16 protein-coding genes are annotated in these 20,497 nt (G+C 61.4%); 12 read left to right on the forward strand and 4 right to left on the reverse strand.

Annotated features, from left to right (window positions below; translation table 11 throughout):
• Window positions 1-57: 57 nt before the first annotated feature.
• The 3 genes from secA to AB9K35_RS23210 all read left to right on the forward strand — a co-directional run bounded on the left by secA (window position 58) and on the right by AB9K35_RS23210 (window position 5,491).
• Window positions 58-2,766, forward strand: coding sequence for a preprotein translocase subunit SecA (gene secA / locus AB9K35_RS23200; protein ID WP_369929804.1), 2,709 nt, complete (start codon window positions 58-60; stop codon window positions 2,764-2,766).
• Window positions 2,767-2,992: 226 nt separating this feature from the next.
• On the forward strand, window positions 2,993-3,913 hold the full coding sequence (locus AB9K35_RS23205; RefSeq protein ID WP_369929806.1) for a hypothetical protein: 921 nt from the start codon (window positions 2,993-2,995) through the stop codon (window positions 3,911-3,913).
• 24 nt (window positions 3,914-3,937) lie between these two features.
• The gene (locus AB9K35_RS23210) at window positions 3,938-5,491 is read left to right on the forward strand and encodes a phosphate ABC transporter substrate-binding/OmpA family protein (RefSeq protein WP_369929808.1); all 1,554 of its coding nucleotides are present in this window, start codon (window positions 3,938-3,940) and stop codon (window positions 5,489-5,491) included.
• A gap of 15 nt (window positions 5,492-5,506) precedes the next feature.
• Here the strand turns inward: AB9K35_RS23210 and radC are convergent, their stop codons facing one another.
• The 3 genes from radC to dnaK form a co-directional block, all read right to left on the reverse strand.
• A complete protein-coding gene (radC, locus tag AB9K35_RS23215) occupies window positions 5,507-6,271 on the reverse strand; it encodes a DNA repair protein RadC (protein WP_369929810.1) in 765 nt (254 codons plus the stop codon).
• Between the two features lie 141 nt (window positions 6,272-6,412).
• A complete protein-coding gene (gene dnaJ / locus AB9K35_RS23220) occupies window positions 6,413-7,570 on the reverse strand; it encodes a molecular chaperone DnaJ (protein WP_222454432.1) in 1,158 nt (385 codons plus the stop codon).
• A gap of 78 nt (window positions 7,571-7,648) precedes the next feature.
• Window positions 7,649-9,574: a molecular chaperone DnaK gene (gene dnaK, locus AB9K35_RS23225; protein WP_222454433.1), complete on the reverse strand. Its 1,926-nt coding sequence runs from the start codon at window positions 9,572-9,574 to the stop codon at window positions 7,649-7,651.
• 215 nt (window positions 9,575-9,789) lie between these two features.
• On the opposite strand from dnaK, the gene AB9K35_RS23230 reads away from it, so the two are divergent.
• Window positions 9,790-10,392, forward strand: a complete 603-nt coding sequence (locus tag AB9K35_RS23230; RefSeq protein ID WP_369929813.1) for an alpha-ketoglutarate-dependent dioxygenase AlkB — start codon at window positions 9,790-9,792, stop codon at window positions 10,390-10,392.
• A 33-nt stretch (window positions 10,393-10,425) separates the two neighbouring features.
• Here the strand turns inward: AB9K35_RS23230 and AB9K35_RS23235 are convergent, their stop codons facing one another.
• Entirely contained in the window at window positions 10,426-11,247 is an 822-nt protein-coding gene (locus AB9K35_RS23235) for an ABC transporter permease (RefSeq protein WP_222454435.1), read from the reverse strand.
• Between the two features lie 112 nt (window positions 11,248-11,359).
• Here AB9K35_RS23235 and cysQ point away from each other — a divergent pair, with 112 nt between their 5' ends.
• The 8 genes from cysQ (at window position 11,360) to AB9K35_RS23275 (ending at window position 20,435) form a co-directional block, all read left to right on the forward strand.
• Entirely contained in the window at window positions 11,360-12,157 is a 798-nt protein-coding gene (cysQ, locus tag AB9K35_RS23240; protein ID WP_369929815.1) for a 3'(2'),5'-bisphosphate nucleotidase CysQ, read from the forward strand.
• Window positions 12,157-12,957, forward strand: coding sequence for a 3-deoxy-manno-octulosonate cytidylyltransferase (gene kdsB, locus AB9K35_RS23245; protein WP_369929817.1), 801 nt, complete (start codon window positions 12,157-12,159; stop codon window positions 12,955-12,957). Before cysQ ends, kdsB begins: the two co-directional genes overlap by 1 nt.
• A gap of 179 nt (window positions 12,958-13,136) precedes the next feature.
• Window positions 13,137-14,030, forward strand: a complete 894-nt coding sequence (galU, locus tag AB9K35_RS23250; protein WP_222454437.1) for a UTP--glucose-1-phosphate uridylyltransferase GalU — start codon at window positions 13,137-13,139, stop codon at window positions 14,028-14,030.
• 69 nt (window positions 14,031-14,099) lie between these two features.
• Window positions 14,100-15,083: a UDP-glucose 4-epimerase GalE gene (gene galE, locus AB9K35_RS23255; protein WP_369929818.1), complete on the forward strand. Its 984-nt coding sequence runs from the start codon at window positions 14,100-14,102 to the stop codon at window positions 15,081-15,083.
• 2 nt (window positions 15,084-15,085) lie between these two features.
• Window positions 15,086-16,129, forward strand: a complete 1,044-nt coding sequence (locus tag AB9K35_RS23260) for a glycosyltransferase family 2 protein (RefSeq protein WP_369929820.1) — start codon at window positions 15,086-15,088, stop codon at window positions 16,127-16,129.
• A 179-nt stretch (window positions 16,130-16,308) separates the two neighbouring features.
• Window positions 16,309-17,295: a glycosyltransferase family 2 protein gene (locus AB9K35_RS23265; protein ID WP_369930224.1), complete on the forward strand. Its 987-nt coding sequence runs from the start codon at window positions 16,309-16,311 to the stop codon at window positions 17,293-17,295.
• Complete coding sequence (locus AB9K35_RS23270) at window positions 17,292-18,992, forward strand: beta-1,6-N-acetylglucosaminyltransferase (RefSeq protein WP_369929822.1); 1,701 nt, start codon at window positions 17,292-17,294, stop codon at window positions 18,990-18,992. Before AB9K35_RS23265 ends, AB9K35_RS23270 begins: the two co-directional genes overlap by 4 nt.
• Before the next feature lie 6 nt (window positions 18,993-18,998).
• On the forward strand, window positions 18,999-20,435 hold the full coding sequence (locus AB9K35_RS23275; RefSeq protein WP_369929824.1) for a nodulation protein NodH: 1,437 nt from the start codon (window positions 18,999-19,001) through the stop codon (window positions 20,433-20,435).
• Window positions 20,436-20,497 lie beyond the last annotated feature (62 nt).

The raw sequence follows: 20,497 nt of genomic DNA on the forward strand, positions 1-20,497 counted from the left end.
ACACGGGCGGCAAGCCTGCCGGATGCAAAGGCCGGACATAGGATCGCTGGAGAAAAAATGCTGGGTTTCGGAACAATCGCCAAAAAGGTTTTCGGCACGCCGAACGACCGCAAAGTCAAGGCGACACGGCCGCTGATTGCCAAAATCAACGCGCTGGAGGAGGAGTTCTCGAAACTCACCGACGAGGGCTTGATCGCCAAGACCGAAGAGCTGCGCAAGCGCGCGCTGGGGGGCGAAAGCCTCGATGCCCTGCTGCCGGAGGCGTTTGCCAACGTGCGCGAGGCTGCCAAGCGGGCGTTGGGCCTGCGTGCCTTTGACACCCAGCTGCTGGGCGGGGTGTTCCTGCATCAGGGTAACATCTCCGAGATGAAGACCGGTGAGGGCAAGACCCTGGTCGCCACCTTCCCGGCCTATCTGAACGCGCTGACCGGCAAGGGCGTGCATGTGGTCACCGTCAACGAGTATCTCGCCAAGCGGGACAGTGAGTGGATGGGTAAGGTCTTTGCCCAGCTTGGCATGACCACCGGCGTGATCTGGTCAGGTCAGCCGGACGCCGAGAAGATGGCCGCCTATAACAGCGATGTCACCTATGCCACCAACAACGAGCTGGGCTTTGACTATCTGCGCGACAACATGAAGCCGTCGCTGGACCAGGTGTTCCAGAAGCAGCACAATTTCGCGATCGTTGACGAGGTCGACTCGATCCTGATCGACGAGGCCCGCACCCCGCTGATCATCTCCGGCCCGGCCGAAGACCGCTCGGAGCTCTATTCCACCATCGACAAGGTGATTCCGCTGCTGTCGGAGGAACACTACGAGATCGATGAAAAGACGCGCGGCGTGACCTTCACCGAAGAAGGCAACGAATACCTTGAGCAGACCCTGCGAGACCATGGGCTGCTGGAAGAGGGCGCGTCGCTGTATGATCCGGAAAGCACCACCGTCGTTCACCACGTGAACCAGGCGCTGCGGGCGCACAAGCTGTTCCAGCGCGACAAGGATTACATCGTGCGCGACGGCGAAGTGGTGCTGATCGATGAATTCACCGGCCGCATGATGCCGGGCCGGCGCCTGTCGGAAGGGCTGCATCAGGCAATCGAGGCCAAGGAAGAGGTTCAGATCCAGCCCGAGAACACCACTCTGGCCTCGGTGACCTTCCAGAACTACTTCCGCCTCTACGACAAGCTGTCGGGCATGACCGGCACGGCGATGACCGAGGCTGAGGAATTCCAGGAAATCTACGGGCTGGGCGTGGTCGAAGTGCCGACCAACCGGCCGATTGCCCGGATCGACGAGGACGATCAGGTCTACCGCACCGCGCGCGAAAAGTACGAGGCGATGATTGCCGAGGCCAAGAAGGCGCATGAGAAGGGCCAGCCGGTCCTTCTGGGCACGACCTCGATCGAGAAATCCGAACTGCTGAGCCAGATGCTGGAGAAAGAGGGCATTCCGCATAATGTGCTGAACGCCCGCCATCACGAGCAGGAGGCGCAGATCGTTGCCGAAGCAGGGCGCCTGGGCGCGGTGACCATCGCGACCAACATGGCCGGTCGCGGCACCGACATCCAGCTGGGCGGGAACGTCGAGATGAAGGTCCTGGAAGCGCTGGCCGCCAACCCGGACGCGGATCCGGCCGAGCTGCGCGCGGCCGAGGAAGCCAAGCACGCCGAAGAAAAGCAGAAGGTTCTGGATGCGGGCGGTCTGTTCGTGATGGCGTCGGAACGCCATGAGAGCCGCCGCATCGACAACCAGCTGCGCGGCCGTTCCGGCCGCCAGGGCGACCCGGGCCGCACCCGCTTCTACCTCAGCCTCGAAGATGACCTGATGCGCATCTTTGGCTCTGAACGGCTCGACAAGCTGTTGTCGTCGCTGGGCATGAAGGAAGGCGAGGCGATCATCCACCCTTGGGTCAACAAGTCGCTGGAACGCGCCCAGGCCAAGGTCGAGGGTCGCAACTTCGACATGCGCAAGAACGTGCTGAAGTTCGACGACGTGATGAATGACCAGCGCAAGGTGATCTTCAATCAGCGCCGCGAGATCATGGCCGCCGAGGATCTGTCGGAGATCGTCGACGACATGCGCCACGAGGTGATTGACGATCTGCTCGACGTCCACATGCCGCCCAAGACCTATGCCGACCAGTGGGATGTGGAAGGGCTGCAACAGCAGGTGCGTGAGATGCTCGGCATCGATGCGCCGGTTGCTGAATGGGCGGCCGAGGAAGGTGTCGACGACGAGCAGATTCGCGAGCGTCTGGTCGAAGCATCCGACAAGCTGATGGCCGAGAAGGCCGAGGCCTTTGGTCCGGAAAACATGCGCAACATCGAAAAACAGGTGCTGCTGCAGACCATCGACAAGAAGTGGCGCGAACACCTGCTGACGCTCGAGCACCTGCGCTCGGTCGTGGGCTTCCGCGGTTACGCGCAGCGCGACCCGCTGAACGAGTACAAGAACGAAAGCTTCCAGCTGTTCGAAACCATGCTCGATTCCCTGCGCGAAGAGGTCACCCAGCAGCTGAGCCGCGTGCGCCCGATGACCGAGGAAGAGCAGCAGCAGATGTTGATGGAAATGGCGGCGCGGCAGGCTGCCATGCAACAGGCCGCGGCCCAAAGTGGTGCCGCGCGCACCGCTGCAGAACCGGCGGAAGCGCCTGCTCCCGGCTTTGTCGAGGATGATCCTTCGACCTGGGGCAACCCGTCCCGGAATGACAAATGCCCCTGCGGTTCGGGCAAGAAGTTCAAGCATTGCCACGGGAAGCTGGCCTGACGAAACTGTCCTGCGGCGGCGGCGCGGTCTGACACCGCCCGCCGCCAATCCCGCCCAACGGCGGTCCGCACCCTCCGGCTGCGCCACCCTCGCTCCCCCTTGTTTCCAGGGGCGCAACAAAAGTGGCGAGATTGACGCATTTGCCGGAAACCCTCCTGTAATCCGCCACAAACTGGCCGATATTTTCTGACAGGCTTCCTTTACCACTGTGGTACAGGAGGACCCCATGCTGCCTAAAAAGGTGATCCGGACATCCGCTTTGACGCTGGCATGCGCGCTGAGCATTGGTGCCTACATGCAGTTTTCGGTGCAAGCTCCCGAGGTCGGCCAGCAGGAGCGGGACACGACCTTGCCGGTCATCAGCGCCGCGGTGGAACTGCCGGGTGAGCCGGGCCCCACTCGCCTCGAAATCGAAAACATTACGCTGACCTCCGCACCGGCTGAACCGACCGCGGAACCTTGGACGACAGAGGAAGAGCCCGCGGCGCGCTGCGCCATGGTGGCGGATGCGGTTGCGGCTCCCATGGCGATGGCCGAGCTGACGGTCTCTGCGCCTTGCCAGGCCGGTGAACGGGTGACAATCCATCACAGCGGGATCAGCTTCTCGGCCCGGTTGGACGACACCGGCCGTTTCCAGTCGTCGGTCCCGGCCCTTGCAGAAACGGCTGTGTTCATTGCGGAAGCGGGGTCCGGTCTTGGTGCCGTCGCGGTTGCCCAAGTGGATGATCTGGACCGTGTCGACAGGGTTGTCCTGCAGTGGATCGGCAACAGCGGCTTTGAAATCCACGCGCGCGAGTTTGGCGCTGCCTATGGTAGCGCAGGCCACCTGTGGCACGGCGCAGAGCCCGGGGCCGCATTGGGCCACCTGATGCGGCTGGGTGATGACAGCCTGCTGGCACCGCGCATTGCCGAGATCTACAGCCTGCCTCGGGCGGCTTCGGATCGCGCGGGGACCGTGACCATGACGGCCGAGGCGGAGGTTACCGGCATCAATTGCGGGCGCGACATTGCCGCCCAGGCGTTGCAACTGCGGGATGGGCGGCTCAGCAGTCGCGACCTGGTGATGGCAATGCCCGATTGCTCGGCAGAGGGGACCTTTCTGGTGTTGAATAATCTGGTGGAAGACCTGAAAATCGCCTCCAACTGATTTGCGGTAACTTCAGGTATCCACATGACCTTTTTCCGTGCGGCCGTTTGCGCCGCACTTTTTCTGGCGGCTCTGGCGCGCGGTGTCGCCGCCGAGGACGTCACCCTTTCCTCGCCAGATGGCGCGGTTGAAATCACCGGCACGCTGCTTGGCTTTGACGGTGAATTCTACCGGGTTGAGACGCAGTTCGGGGAACTGACGGTCGATGGGTCCGGCGTGACTTGCGACGGGCCGGGCTGCCCCAGCCTGTCGGGTTTTGTCGCCGAGATCACCCTGGCGGGATCCGCCACCATGTCCGAGGTGTTGCTGCCTGCACTGGTTGAGGGGTTTGCATTGCGAAACGGCTATCAGACGCGCCGCGAAACCTTGCCTGACGGGAATTTCAGCCAGGTGCTGCTGCGCGGCCGGAATCCGGCAGCCCGGTTTACCTTCGTGGTGAGCAACACCGACGCGGGGTTTGACGCTCTGATCGCGGATGAAGCCGATGTGGCAATGGCCCTGCGCGAGATCCGCCCGCATGAGCAGCAGGCCGCGCAGGCGGCCGGGCTTGGCGACCTGACCCAACCGGGGCGCAGCCGGGTTCTGGCTCTGGATGCCTTTGTTCCGGTCGTCTCGCCCGGAAATCCGGTTCAGCATATTTCCGTGCCACAGCTGGCCGCCGTGCTCTCTGGCGAGATCACCAACTGGAAGAGCCTGGGCGGGCCGGATGCGCCGATTTCGGTACATATGCCGGTGGCTGAATCCGGTTTGGCGCAGGCCGTCGAAGACCGGCTGATGGCTCCGGCCGGTGCGGCGGTCTCGGACCGCGTGCAACGGCATGATCGCAGCAGGACATTGGTTCAGCGCGTTCTGGTCGATCCCTTCGCCATCGGCATTTCCAGTTACGCCGAGAGAGGCACGTCGCGAATGCTGGCCCTGACCGGCCCTTGCGGGTTTTCGCTGCAGGCCAGTCGCCGTGCGGTAAAGACCGAGGACTACCCGCTGACGGTTCCGATGTTCCTGTATCTTCCGGCGCGGCGGCTGCCGAAAGTGGCGCGCGATTTCCTCTCCTACGTGCGGGGGCCTGCCGCGCAAGCGGTGATTCGCCGCGCGGGTTTCGTGGATCAGGCGCCGGAGCGGATCTCGGTGAGCCAGCAGGGCAGCCGACTGGCCAATGCGGTGCAGGCGGCTGAGGGCGCGGAAGGGCTGGCTGAACTGCAACGGCTGGTCGGCACGTTGCGGGAGATGCGGCGGCTGACCGTCTCCTTCCGGTTTGAACCTGGCTCCGCGCGTCCCGATGCCCAGTCCCGCAGCAATATCGAACATTTGGCCCGTGCGCTGGAAGCGGGAGAATATGACGCTAGGCAGCTGATTTTTGCGGGCTTTTCCGACGGCGTAGGCGGGGCCGAGGAAAACCGAAAAATCGCGTTAAAGCGGGCCGAGGCGGTGCGGGATGCCGTTGTGGAAGCGGCAGAGACCGCCGATTTCAGCCGGGTGGAACTGCGTGCCGAAGGGTTCGGTGAAGCCTTGCCGATGGCCTGTGACGACAGTGACTGGGGTCGCCAGATCAATCGCCGCGTCGAGGTCTGGCTGAAGTGAACCGCCCGTCCGGCCCTACAGATAGCCTTGCGCGCGAAAGCTGAGCTCGGCGGATTTGCCGATGATGAGGTGATCGTGCAGGGCGATGCCCAACGCCGTCAGGGCGGCCCGGATCTGGTCGGTCATCGCGATGTCGCTGTCCGACGGTGTCGGGTCACCTGAAGGGTGATTATGGACCAGGATCATCGCGCTGGCATTCAGTTCCAGCGCGCGTTTGGCAACTTCTCTTGGATAGACGGGTACGTGGTCGACAGTGCCGCGGGCCTGTTCCTCGTCGGCGATCAGGACGTTTTTGCGATCCAGAAACAGAATGCGAAATTGCTCGGTTTCGCGGTGCGCCATGGTGGTGTGGCAATAGTCGAGCAGCGCGTCCCAGCTGGAAATGACTTGCCGCTGCATCACCTTGGCCCGGGCCATGCGGTGGGCGGCGGCTTCTAGGACCTTGAGATCGGTGATCACAGCCTCGCCAACCCCTTTTACGGCTGCCAAGCGCTGGGGTGAGGCCGTCACCACGCGGTTGAAATCCCCGAAGGTCTCCAGCAGAAGCCGCGCCAGAGGCTTCACATCCCGGCGCGGGATCGAGCGAAACAGCAGCAGTTCGAGCAGTTCGTAGTCCGGCATCGCAGTGGCGCCACCCTCGCGAAAACGTTCACGCAGACGGGCGCGGTGATCCTTGATGTAGGAGGGCAGTCGCCCGCCTGTGAGCGGTTCCGGTGGCGCTTCGTCACTGCTGGAAAACAGCGGCAGCGAGACATCTTGGAATACCGAATCCTGTTTCATGCGCCATGGTGACGCCGACATGGTTTACAAAATGTTAACGCGCAAGGTTGAGGCCAGGGTTGCAACTTTGAGTAGCAATGAAAAAGCGCCCCGAGTGGGGCGCTTTCAATTTTCGAAGCGGTCTTGCACCGACTGGCGATGTCAGCCCTTCATACCATCCCAGAAGCTCTTCACCGAAGAGAAGAAGCTGCGGGATTCCGGGTTGGTGGCGTCTTCGGAGATGTCCTCGAACTCGCGCAACAGCTCTTTCTGCCGCGCGGTGAGGTTCACCGGTGTTTCCACAGCCAGCTCGATGAACATGTCCCCGGTGGCGCCGCCACGGAGTGCGGGCATGCCCTTGCCGCGCAGACGCATCTGGCGACCGGACTGGCTGCCTTCCGGGATCTGGACCCTGCCGCGGCCGCCATCAATGGTCGGCACTTCGATCGAGCCGCCAAGCGCGGCCTTGGCCATGCTCACCGGGACCCGGCAATACAGGTTGTTGCCATCGCGCTCGAACAAGGCATGTGGAGTGACCTCGACAAAGATATAGAGGTCGCCCGGAGGACCACCACGCAGCCCGGCCTCGCCTTCGCCGGCAAGCCGGATGCGGGTGCCGGTTTCCACGCCTGCTGGGATGTTGACGGACAGCGAACGGTCCTTCTCGACCCGGCCGTGGCCATGGCAGACCTTGCACGGGTTCTTGATGATCTGCCCGAGGCCCGAACAGGTCGGACAGGTGCGTTCCACGGTGAAGAAGCCCTGCTGGGCACGCACCTTGCCCATGCCGGAACAGGTCGGGCATGTGGTCGGTTCCACACCGCCTTCGGCACCGGTGCCCTCGCAGGCATTACAGGATACCGAGGTGGGCACCTTGATGGTCTTGTGGAGACCGCTGAAGGCATCCTCCAGCGAGACCCGCAGGTTGTAGCGCAAGTCCGCCCCGCGAGAGGCTCGTTGCCGTCCGGCACCGCCGCGCTGGCCCCCCATGAAGTCGCCGAACAGGTCGTCGAAGACATCGGAGAAGGCCGAGGAGAAGTCGCCGCCTCCGAAACCCTGACCATGGCCACCGCGTTGACCGCCGCCCGTCCCGTTTTCAAAGGCCGCATGGCCAAACCGGTCGTATGCAGCTTTCTTTTCGGGGTCCTTCAGGACGTCATAGGCCTCGTTGGCCTCCTTGAACTGCGCTTCGGCGTCCGGATTGTCCTTGTTCCGGTCGGGATGCAGTTCCTTGGCCTTCTTGCGAAAGCCCTTTTTGATTTCTTCTGCGGTGGCGCCTTTGGCGACACCCAGAATGTCGTAATAGTCGCGTTTTGACATCGGATATCCCCATCTGCCTCAACGAAAATGGGCCGGCCCGGTGTCCGGACCGGCCCGCTATGGCCTGCGTGTCAGCCGTTAGCGCTTGTCGTTGTCCAGGTCTTCGAATTCCGCGTCAACGATGTCGTCGTCGGCCGGACCAGTGGAGGCGTCAGCAGCTGCGGGCTCGTCGTCGCCACCCGCTTCCTCGGCCTGAGCCTTGTAGATTGCTTCGCCCAGCTTCATGGCGGCTTCGGTGACGTTCTGGATGCCGGATTTGATCTTCTCGGCGGTCGATTTCTCGTTTTCCAGATCGTCCTTCAGCGCGGCAACAGCCAGCTCGATCACCTCGATGGTGGACGGATCGACCTTGTCGCCATGCTCCTCGACCGACTTCTCGGTGGAGTGGATCAGCGATTCGGCCTGGTTCTTGGCTTCGATCAGCTCGCGACGTTCCTTGTCGGCCTCGGCGTTTTCCTCGGCTTCCTTGACCATCTTTTCGATGTCCTCGTCGGACAGACCGCCCGATGCCTGGATGGTGATCTTCTGCTCCTTGCCGGTGCCCTTGTCCTTGGCGGACACCGAAACGATGCCGTTGGCGTCGATGTCAAAGGTCACCTCGATCTGCGGCATGCCGCGCGGCGCCGGCGGGATGTCTTCCAGGTTGAACTGGCCGAGCATCTTGTTGTCGGCTGCCATTTCGCGCTCACCCTGGAATACGCGGATGGTCACGGCGTTCTGGTTGTCTTCCGCGGTCGAGAACACCTGGCTCTTCTTGGTCGGAATGGTGGTGTTGCGGTCGATCAGGCGGGTGAAGACACCGCCCAGGGTCTCGATACCCAGCGACAGCGGGGTCACGTCGAGCAGCACCACGTCCTTGACGTCGCCCTGCAGAACACCGGCCTGGATGGCGGCACCCATGGCAACCACTTCATCCGGGTTCACACCCTTGTGGGGCTCCTTGCCGAAGAACTTGGTCACCTCTTCGATGACCTTCGGCATGCGGGTCATACCGCCGACCAGAACCACCTCGTCCACATCGGATGCGGACAGGCCGGCGTCTTTCAGGGCCGCCTTGCACGGATCCATCGAACGCTTGATCAGGTCCGAAACCAGGCTTTCCAGCTTGGCGCGGGTCAGCTTCATCACCAGGTGCAGCGGCTGGCCCGAGGACGGATCCATCGAGATGAACGGCTGGTTGATCTCGGTCTGCGAGGTGGAGGACAGTTCGATCTTGGCTTTCTCTGCGGCCTCTTTCAGGCGCTGCAGGGCCATCTTGTCCTTGGACAGATCGACGCCGTTTTCCTTTTTGAACTCATCCGCCAGGTAGTTGACGATGCGCATGTCGAAGTCTTCGCCACCCAGGAAGGTGTCGCCGTTGGTCGACTTCACTTCGAACAGGCCGTCGTCGATTTCCAGGATGGTCACGTCGAAGGTACCGCCGCCGAGGTCATAGACCGCGATGGTCTGGGTGTCTTCCTTATCGAGACCATAGGCCAGCGCAGCCGCGGTCGGCTCGTTGATAATGCGCAGCACTTCGAGGCCCGCGATCTTGCCGGCGTCCTTGGTGGCCTGACGCTGGGCATCGTTGAAGTAGGCAGGCACGGTGATCACGGCCTGGGTGACTTCCTCGCCCAGGTAGGATTCCGCGGTTTCCTTCATCTTGCCGAGGGTGAAGGCAGAGATTTGCGACGGGGAGTATTTCTCACCACGGGCTTCAACCCAGGCGTCGCCGTTGCCACCATCGACGATGGAATAGGGCACCATCTTCTTGTCCTTGGCGACGGCCGCATCGTCGAACCGGCGGCCGATCAGGCGCTTGACGCCAAAGATGGTGTTGTTGGGGTTGGTGACGGCCTGACGCTTGGCGGGCTGGCCGACCAGGCGCTCGTCTTCAGTGAAGGCAACGATCGACGGGGTGGTGCGGGCGCCCTCGGCGTTTTCGATCACGCGGGGCTGCGAACCGTCCATGATGGCCACGCAGGAGTTGGTGGTACCCAGGTCGATGCCGATAACTTTGCTCATTTTTCGATCCCTTATTACTACTCAAGGCGATTACCCGAGGCCTGAACCCGTTGCGGCATCCCGGCCCCGATTGAAGTTGCGGTTAGGTCTGCACCTTGCCGCGTCCCGGCGTATATAGGGAGCAGAAAACGCCCCTGCAAGCGCAGAGAGACGCGCCAAAGCGTGAATCAATGCGCTTTTTTGCAGGGGCCATGGTTAAGAATGGGTGAAGTGCGATGACGCTGCTGCGCGTGCGCGGATTTGATATCCACAAGGGATACCTGGGGCTGGACCGGCAGGTCGCCCTGATCGAGGCCTTGCGGCCGGTGTTGAAAGCGGCGCCGCTGTTTTCACCGCAGCTGCGCGGCGGCAAGCAGATGTCGGTGCGGATGACCTCGGCCGGGCAGTTCGGCTGGTACGCCGATGAAACAGGGTATCGCTACGCCGATGCCCATCCTACGGGACGGCATTGGCCCGCGATTCCTGGTCAGGTTTTGACGATCTGGCGGGATCTGACCGGCCTGGACCGTGAGCCGGAATGTTGCCTGTTGAACTATTACGGCGAGGGCGCGCGGATGGGCCTGCACCAGGACAAGGACGAGGCCGATTTTTCCTATCCGGTTGTGTCCGTTTCCCTTGGCGATGACGGGCTGTTCCGCATCGGCAACCAGACCCGTGGCGGCAAGACCGAGTCGGTCTGGCTGAATTCCGGCGATGTGGTGGTGATGGGGGGAGAGGCGCGGCTGACCTATCACGGCGTCGACCGGATCCGGTTCAAGTCGTCGCGGCTGCTGCCCAAGGGTGGGCGGATCAACCTGACCTTGCGCGTGGTGACCTGAGCCACCAGAGCGCACAGATCCTGGGCTGATGGCCTAGCGCCGCGCGCTCCAGCTGATCGAGACCCGGTGGCGGGTATAGAACTCACCCATCAAGCCAATCACCATCAGCACCAGCGCGACCCATCCGGCATATTGCCAGGAACTGAAATGCGGGTTGTAGTTGATGAACACAAAACCGCGCGACTGATCGATACAGTGAAACAGCGGATTCCAGTCGAACATCGCCAACATGAAGCTCGGCAAGGTGTTGGCCAGGAACATCTTGCCCGATGCAATCATGTTGGCGCGCTGATAGATCATCGTCAGGATGCTGACCATGCTGGGGGCCCAAGGCTTCAGCACAAGAAAGATCAGACCCACGGCGACACCGCAGATCCAGGCCAACAGGACCATGCCGAAGGCGGCGATCGGTTGCTCGATCTCCACCGGCGTAAAGGCCACGTGGTAGACAAAAAGGATCAGCAGAAGGGACAGAACCTGCACGTAGAGCGCGCCAATGGCGGCGGAAAGTATGGCCACCATCGTGTTCATCGGCGCGTGCTGCATCATCGGGCTGCTCGGCCCTTCGGCTCCGGCCACGGCGCTCACGGTCTTGGTGTGAACCATGAACAGAAAAATGCCGGACATCACATACAGCAGGAAATCGCCCCGAATGGCCGATCCACGCAGGCCGAGCACCGCGAACATCACGTAGAACGCGCCCACGAACATCACCGCCTGCATGATGTTCAAAGCAAGCGCGATCAAGGCGTTATTGTGCTTTGAGCGAACGCTGCGCACCACGGAATGGAAGACCACTTCGCAGAAGCTCAGAAAGCCTGAAAGCGAGGACTGCTGCGTGCGCTGCTGGAACATCGGGTTTGTATTCTCTGCTCGGACATGAAGCGGCTGCTTGCCGTTCGGTTATCCCCGCAGCATAAGGGGGCAGAGGAAAATTTTCAATTAAACCCGTGTCAGGGAGAGCTGCGTGACTTATGAAGACCTGGTGCCCGTGATCCGCCGTCTGGCCATCGAGGCTGGTGCAAAGATCATGGAGATCTACAACTCCGACGACTTCGACGTGAAGCTGAAGTCGGACGAAAGCCCGGTGACTGCAGCCGATGAAGCTGCGGATGCGTTGATTTCCGCGGGTCTGCGGGCGGCCTTCCCGGACGTGATGCTTGTCACCGAGGAACAGGCTGAGTCCCACCAGGAGCGCGGCGATACCTTCCTGATCGTCGACCCGCTGGACGGCACCAAGGAGTTCATCCACCGCCGTGGCGACTTCACGGTCAACATTGCTCTGGTCGAGAACGGCGTTCCGACCCGCGGTGTGGTTTATGCCCCGGCCCGCGAACGCATGTTCTTCACCCTCGCAGATGGCACCGCGGTCGAGGAAACCGGAGCCTTTGATCCGGACACCATCGGCGACACCCGCCCGATCCGGGTCGCTGACAGCGATAATTCCGCCTTGATGGTTGTGGCCTCGAAATCGCATCGCGATCAGGCAACCGACGACTACATCAACAAGTACAACGTGCGGGACATGAAAAGCGCGGGCTCATCGTTGAAATTCTGCCTCGTCGCTACCGGTGAAGCCGATCTCTATCCGCGCGTTGGCCGCACGATGGAGTGGGACACCGCGGCGGGTCACGCCGTCCTGGCAGGTGCCGGCGGAAAAGTGGTGCGCTTCGACGATCATTCCCCCCTAGTTTACGGTAAAGAGGGCTATGCCAACCCGTTTTTCATCGCTTACGCTCCGGCCGTGGAGTTGAAAGAAGCCTGATGTCCGTTCTGATTGTCATTCCCGCCCGCTATGCCTCTACCCGTTATCCGGGCAAACCGCTCGTTCCGCTGACCGGGGCAACCGGTGTCCAACGCACCTTGGTGGAGCGCTCCTGGCGGGCGGCCTGCTCCGTGCAGGGCGTGGAGCGCGTTGTTGTTGCAACGGATGACGATCGCATCAAACAGGCTGCCGAGGGGTTCGGCGCCGAAGTGGTGATGACCTCCGAGAGCTGCGCCAACGGCACTGAGCGTTGCGCCGAGGCCCATGCCAAACTGGGCGGTGGCTATGACATCGTGGTCAACCTGCAGGGGGACGCCCCCCTGACGCCCCACTGGTTCGTCGAGGATCTGGTGGCGGGGCTGCGCGCGGCGCCGAACATGGGGCTGGCGACACCCGTACTGCGTTGCAACGGAGAGACGTTGAACAGCTTGCTGGCCGATCGCAAGGCTGGCCGCGTCGGTGGTACGACAGCGGTATTTGCCGCGGACCATAGTGCGCTCTATTTTTCAAAGGAGGTGCTGCCGTTTTGCGCAGATAGCTTCGCGGATGGCGAAAAAACGCCGGTGTATCACCATGTCGGTGTATATGCCTACCGCCCGGAGGCGCTGGCAGCATATCCTGATTGGAAGACCGGACCACTGGAGCAGCTTGAAGGGTTGGAACAGCTGCGGTTCATGGAAAACGGGCGCAAGGTTCTATGCGTCGAGGTGGAAGCCCGCGGACGTGAATTCTGGGAGTTGAATAATCCGGAAGATGTGCCGCGACTGGAAGCCATGATGAAAAAAATGGGGTATGAGTGACAGGAGATGGTATCGAGGATGGGGAGAGAGATGCGAAATTCAGCGGCGTGCGGGCGATGCCCCGGGTACAGCCGTTCCGTTTGTTTTTGGAGTTGACCGGACATGAGGCAGGTAAAAGGTTGCGTGGCTTGCAACGTTTGCCAGTGGATGTTCCGAAGAGAAGAATTTGAGAGATAATCATGCGTAAAAAAGTAACCAAGGCTATTTTCCCGGTTGCAGGCCTGGGTACAAGGTTTCTGCCAGCAACCAAATCCGTTCCCAAGGAAATCATGACCTTGGTTGACCGGCCTCTGGTGCAATATGCCATCGACGAGGCGCGTGCCGCTGGGATCAAGGAGTTCATCTTTGTCACTTCGCGGGGCAAGGGTGCGCTGGAAGATTACTTCGACCACTCGCCGGTTCTGGAGCAGGAACTGCGCAAGAAGGGCAAGGACGAGCTTCTGGAAGTCCTGCAAAGCACCAACATGGAATCAGGTGCCATCGCCTATCTGCGGCAGCACAGGGCATTGGGACTGGGGCATGCGGTCTGGTGCGCCCGGCGGCTGATTGCCAATGAGCCCTTCGCCGTGATCTTGCCCGATGACGTCATCGCGGCCGAAAAACCATGTCTTCAGCAGATGGTGGAAGCCTACGAGGAGACCGGTGGCAACATGGTGGCTGCGATGGAAGTCGCTCCCGAGAAGACCTCTTCTTATGGCGTATTGGACGTGAAGGAAGACATGGGGCGGGTGGTTTCCGCCAATGGAATGGTCGAAAAGCCGAAAGCCGAAGATGCACCGTCGAATCTCGCAGTGATCGGACGCTATATCCTGGCACCTTCGGTCCTGAAGAACCTCAACAAGATGAAACAGGGTGCTGGTGGCGAGATCCAACTGACGGATGCCATTGCCGAGGACATCACCAAGGACGTGCCGGTGTATGGCTACCGTTTCCAGGGTGAACGGTTCGACTGTGGCTCCAAGGCGGGGTTCCTGCAGGCGACGGTGGCATTCGCGCTGGCACGGGATGAATTGCGCGATGATCTGATGAGCTACATCACCGAGATCGCGCAGGTCGGCAAAGCCGCGCAGTAAACACGCCGCTTTCAGGACATGACACATGGGCCGCCCCAAATCGGGGTGGCCGTCAATGGGACAAAGACAGTGACAAATATCCTCGTGACCGGAGGCGCCGGCTACATCGGCTCTCATGCTTGCAAGGCCCTGAAAGCCGCAGGCTACACCCCCGTAACCTATGACAATCTGATAACCGGCTGGCAGCAGGCGGTGAAATTCGGTCCCTTCGAGCAAGGCGATTTGAATGACCGCGCGCGCCTGGACGAGGTCTTTGCCAAGTATGAACCGGCTGCGGTGATGCATTTCGCCGCCCTGAGCCAGGTTGGCGAAGCGATGAGCGAGCCGGGCCGCTACTGGGCGAACAACACCGGCGGTTCACTGAACCTCGTCGAGGCCGCGGTTGCGGCGGGGTGCCTTGATTTCGTCTTTTCCTCGACCTGCGCCACCTATGGTGAGCATGACAACGTGGTTCTGGATGAAAATACGCCGCAGCTGCCGCTGAATGCCTATGGTGCATCCAAGCACGCGGTTGAAAACATTCTCAAGGATTTTGGCGCGGCGCACGGTCTGCGGTCAGTGATCTTCCGCTATTTCAACGTTGCCGGGGCTGATCCTGAGGCCGAGATCGGCGAATTCCATCGCCCGGAAACCCATCTTGTGCCGCTGGTGCTGGATGCGATTGCTGGCAAACGCGACGCGCTGACCATCTTTGGCACCGATTACGACACGCCGGACGGCACCTGTATTCGCGATTACGTCCATGTCTGTGACTTGGTGGATGCGCATGTTCTGGGCCTGAAATGGCTGGAAGACGGCAAGGGCAGCCAGGTCTTCAACCTGGGAACGGGGAGCGGCTTTTCGGTCCGTGAGGTGATGGACCGCGCTGAAGCGGTGACTGGTCAGAAAGTTCCCTGCAATATCGGACCGCGCCGCGCTGGTGATTGTACAAAGCTGGTGTCGGGTTCGACCCGTGCGGTCACGGACCTCGGCTGGGAGCCGCGGCGCTCTACCTTGGACACGATGATTGCCGACGCCTGGAAGTGGCATAAGACAGGCCATTACGAGCGCTGAGCATGCACTCGAGCCCTGCCGCGCCCGATCTGCATCCGCTGAGCCTGACCATGGCTTACAGGATGCGCTGGAAGCGGCGGCGGCTTCTGTGGCGCGCCTTGCGGGCTCGCCACCAATTGCGACTGGTTTCAGCTCGTCGCGCACAGGTTCCGGCTTCGGGCGTTCTGGTCTTCGTGGTGCTGCGCAACGAAGCCGGGCGCCTGCCGTTTTTTCTTCAGCACTATCGCAGGCTTGGAGCGGCGCATTTCTTGGTGGTCGACAATGGCAGTGACGACGGCAGCGCAGAGCTGCTGGCGGCACAGCCTGATGTGACCCTGTGGCAGACAAGGGCCAGTTACCGCGAGGCGCGTTTCGGATTGGACTGGCTGGGCTGGCTGCTGCTTCGGTATGGACACGGACGCTGGTGCCTGACCGTCGATGCGGATGAATTGCTGGCCTACCCCGGGATGCAGGATCATGGACTTGAGGCTCTGTGCCAGCAGCTGGAGACGCTGGGGCAGCAGGGTCTTGGCACCCTGATGTTGGACCTTTTCCCGAAGGGAGCATTGGGGGACCAGAGCTATGCGTCAGGGCAAAACCCATTGGATGTGCTACCGTGGTTTGATGCAGGCCCTTATCGCGCTGTGCGGCAACCGCCGCTCGGCAATCTCTGGGTGCAGGGCGGCACCCGAGAGAGGGTGTTTTTCGCGGAGCAGCCGGAACGCTCTCCGACGCTGAACAAGATTCCGCTGCTGCGTTGGAACCGGCGCTATGCCTATGTGAATTCGACCCATTCCCTACTGCCACCGCGGTTGAACGGCATGTACAGCGGGCCGGGCGGAAACGCGCCTTCGGGCGTGTTGCTGCACACGAAGTTTCTGCCAGAAGTCGTCGCCAAATCGCGCACGGAAAAGGCGCGTCGGCAACATTTCCATACGCCAGAGAACTTTGACCATTACTACGATCAAATCGCCTCGGCGCCGGACCTGTGGCACGAGGGTGCGCAGCGTTACAAGGGGCCGGAGCAACTGGTCGAGCTTGGCTTGATGCGCTCCGCCTGGCGCTAGGCTGCAGCGGATGTTGCGCGTGCGCCGAGCGGCCGCGTAACCGTTTCTAAGTACGTTGTTAATATACTGCCCCCGTGACATATTGTGCAAAGTTCCGATGCGGGCAGACTGGGAGCGGCCTCGCAAGGCGCTTCTTGGGCAGGGATGGAGTTGACGTGGGGCTTTGGGATTCTTACCGGATGCGCTTGCGGCGCAAGCGGCGCCTGATCCGGGCCGTACGGAAATCGGCCGAGCTCACACTGCTTCAGGACAACACCCGGTCCATCCGTCCCGACGATATCCTACTGGTCTGCACGATGCGAAACGAGCAGATTCGCCTGCCGTATTTTCTGGAGTACTACCGCAATCTGGGGATCGGCCATTTCCTGTTCGTCGACAATGGCTCGACCGATGGCACGGCCGATTACCTGCGCGGGATGGCCGACGTCTCGCTCTGGCACACAGACGCGAGTTACCGGCGCGCAGGGTACGGCATCGACTGGATGAATTATCTCAAACGCCGCTATGCGCACGGGCATTGGGTTCTGGTCGTCGACCCGGATGAGTTCTTCATTTACCCCTTCTGCGATACACGCCCTATTCGCGCCCTGACAGACTGGCTGGACAATTCGGATCTTCGCAGTTTTGCGGCGATGTTGATCGACGTCTACCCCAAGGGGCGGATCGATGCGGTGCCCTATCAGGCTGGGCAGGATCCGCTGGAGATCGCGCAGTGGTTCGACAGCGGCAACTACATGATTTCGCGCAACCCCGAATACGGAAACCTGTGGATACAGGGCGGCCCGCGGGCGCGGGTGTTCTTTGCGGATCAGCCGAAAAAGGCGCCGGCGCTGAACAAGATCCCGCTGGTCAAATGGGATCGTCGCTATGCCTATGCCAGCTCTACCCATGCGCTGTTGCCGCGGGGACTGAACCAGGTCTATGCGGCTGATGGCGGTGAAAAGGCCAGCGGTGCGCTGCTGCATGCCAAGTTTCTCGACACCTTCACGGCCAAGGCCAGGGAGGAGCTGTCGCGCAAGCAGCACTACGGCGGCTCGACCGAATATCGCGCCTACGCCGAAAAGCTGGCCGAGCAACCGGACCTCTGGTGCAAGTGGAGCGAGAAATACATCAACTGGCGCCAGCTGGAAATTCTGGGCCTGATGTCCAAGGGGAACTGGGCATGAGCGGGCTGGGCATCGTGATGCTGGTGCACACCTCGCTGGAGCGGGCAGCCCAGGTGGCGCGTCATTGGACGGCGAACGGCTGCCCTGTGGTCCTGCACGTGGACCGCAATGTCAGCACAGAGGATTTCCGCGCGTTCCACAGGGCGCTGGTCGATGATCCGTTGGTTCGCTTCTGCAGCCGTCATCGTTGTGAGTGGGGCACCTGGGGTATCGTGGCCGCCACGCAAGCGGCAAGCGAAGTGATGCTGGAAGAGTTCGCGCAGGTCCGCCATGTCTACCTTGCTTCCGGCTCCTGTCTGCCGCTGCGCCCGGTACAGGAGCTGATCGACTACCTGGCGGAACGTCCGCGCATCGACTTCATCGAAAGCGCAACAACGGCAGATGTGCCATGGATTGTTGGTGGCCTCAGCCATGAGCGGTTCACGCTGCGGTTTCCGTTTTCATGGAAACGGCACCGGCAACTCTTTGATCGCTATGTTGCATTGCAGCGGCGTCTGGGCATCCGTCGCCGTATCCCAGACGGGTTAGTGCCGCATATGGGCAGCCAGTGGTGGTGTCTGACACGCCAGACCCTCGAGTCGATTTTGCGGGATCCGCGGCGCTCGGAGTTTGACGCGTATTTTCGCAAGGTCTGGATACCGGACGAAAGTTACTTTCAGTCGCTGGCGCGGCTCTATTCCAGCAATATCGAAAGCCGCTCGCTGACGCTGTCCAAGTTCGATTTTCAGGGCAAGCCTCACATCTTCTACGACGATCATCTGCAAATGCTGCGCCGATCGGATTGCTTTGTCGCGCGCAAGATCTGGCCGCATGCGGAGCGGCTTTATCAGGCGTTTCTGACCGATGCGGACAGAGCGAGGCCGCGTGCCGAGCCGAATCCCGGCAAGATCGACCGTATCTTCGCCAAGGCGGTGGAGCGGCGAACCCGTGGTCGCGCTGGGCTGGTCATGCAAAGCCGCTTTCCCGGCGACGGAGCGGAACAGGCGATCACCGCCGGCCCCTATTCTGTGTTTCAAGGCTTCGCCGAACTGTTCGATGATTTCGAGCCCTGGCTGGCCCGCCAAACCGGTGCGCGGGTACATGGGCACCTGTTCCGACCGGACCGGGCGGAATTTTCCGAGGATCAGAGCTTGATCAATGGCTGCCTGTCACAAGCGGCGGCGTTGCGGGACTATAATCCCGAGAGTTTCCTGAAGAACCTGATCTGGAACACGCGCGGCGAACGCCAGTGTTTTCAGTTTGGCCCGGCGGACAATCAGGCGGTGAACGGGATGCTGGCGCGCGATGGAAATGCGCAGATATCCGTCATCAGCGGTGCCTGGGCGGTGTCTCTGTTCCGGTCCAGGCGCAGTTTTGCCGACCTCAGACGGCAGGCGGCCCGCCTGCAACAGATCGAGGCGAAACAGCTCGAGAAACTGCGAGAACCCTGGACCCGCGCCCGCGTCCGCATCTGGACAATGGCGGAATTCGTGGAGGCTCCGATGGAACCCTTGCAGGCGGTGCTGGAGGATATGGGCGTCGCCAGCGGGCGAAAACTGCAAGAAGTGCCGACCATGACCAACCTTGAAGGGTTCGGCGAGTTTCTGCAGAATCTGAAGAACCAGGGCATGCATCCCTATCTGATGGGGGACTTCCCGGTTGGGCAAAGCCCGGCCAGCCTGAGCAACACTCCCCGCAAACCCTATCTGGTGCGATGAGGCCCGATGTCGTCTTCTGAAAACTTTGACTATTTTGTTGTCTTCGCAGAAATGCGCACCGGCTCCAATTTTCTGGAAGCCAACCTGAATGCCTATGATGGGCTCAGCTGTCACGGTGAGGCGTTCAACCCGCATTTCATTGGCTACCCGAACAGGAGTGATCTGCTGGGCGTCAGCCAATCCATGCGCGAGGCGGACCCGGCGCGTTTGATCGATGTGATCAAGTCCGAACCGGGCGTGCTGGGGGGATTTCGCTACTTCCACGATCACGATCCAAGGGTCTTGGATCTGATGCTTGAAGACCCGCGCTGCGCCAAGATCATCCTGACCCGCAACCCCCTGGACAGCTATGTGTCTCGGAAGATCGCCCAGGCGACGGGGCAGTGGAAACTGACCAATGTGAAACGGCGCAAGGAGGCCAAGGCCGAGTTCGATCCTACGGAATTCGCCTTCCATGTAACGGCCTTGCAGGAGTTTCAGGTCACCTTGCTGAACCGCCTTCAGTCATCGGGTCAGACAGCGTTCTATATTGCTTACGAGGATCTGCAGAACCTCGGGGTGATGAACGGACTGGCGCGCTGGTTGGGCGTGACGCAACAATTGGACGCGTTGGACGAAACGCTCAAGCCGCAGAACCCGGCGCCGGTCCTGTCCAAGGTTTCCAACCCGGAGATGGTGCAGCAGGCGTTGATGTCGATGGACAGCTTCAACCTCACCCGCACGCCGAATTTCGAGCCGCGCCGTGGTCCGGCAGTGCCGAGTTACGTTGCGGGGCGTCAGGTTCCGATGCTCTATCTGCCAATCCGGGGCGGCCCCGAAGCGGAAGTTGTGCAGTGGATGGCGACGGTGGAGAAGAGCGAGCCAGACCAGCTGCCAACCGGGATGAACCAGAAGCAGCTGCGTGAGTGGAAGCTCAGCCATGCGGGGTTTCGCAGTTTCACGGTGCTGCGCCATCCGCTTGCACGCGCCCACGCGGTCTTCTGCCGCCGGATCCTCAGCACGGGTGAGAGCAGCTATGGGCCGATCCGCAATACGCTGCGGCGGCAGTTCAAGCTGGACCTACCAGCGGATGGGCCGGGAGCGGGCTATTCGCAATCGCGGCATCGCGAGGCGTTTGCCGGCTTCCTGACCTTCCTCAAGGCCAATCTGGTCGGGCAGACCTCGGTGCGGGTCGATCCCGAATGGGCCAGCCAAAGCCAGATACTGGCTGGCTTCGCCGAGGTCGGATCGCCGGATCTAGTGTTGCGGGAAACGGAGCTGGCGACAGAACTGCCCGCGCTGGCCCGTCGGCTGGGCGCGCAATCGACAGCGCCCGTACCGCAGACGGTGCCGGATATGCCCTATGGTCTGGAAGCGATTTACGATGCCGAGTTGGAAAAACTCGCTGCCTCGGTCTACCAGCGCGACTATCTGGCCTTTGGATTCGAGGCTTGGAAACCGTAGTCGTTTCCGTTCAACGCCTGGCGTGGTGCAGCGCTCCGCAAGAGCGCTGCAAGCTGGTCGCT

The organism is Leisingera sp. XS_AS12 (assembly GCF_041224635.1).
Lineage (GTDB): Bacteria > Pseudomonadota > Alphaproteobacteria > Rhodobacterales > Rhodobacteraceae > Leisingera.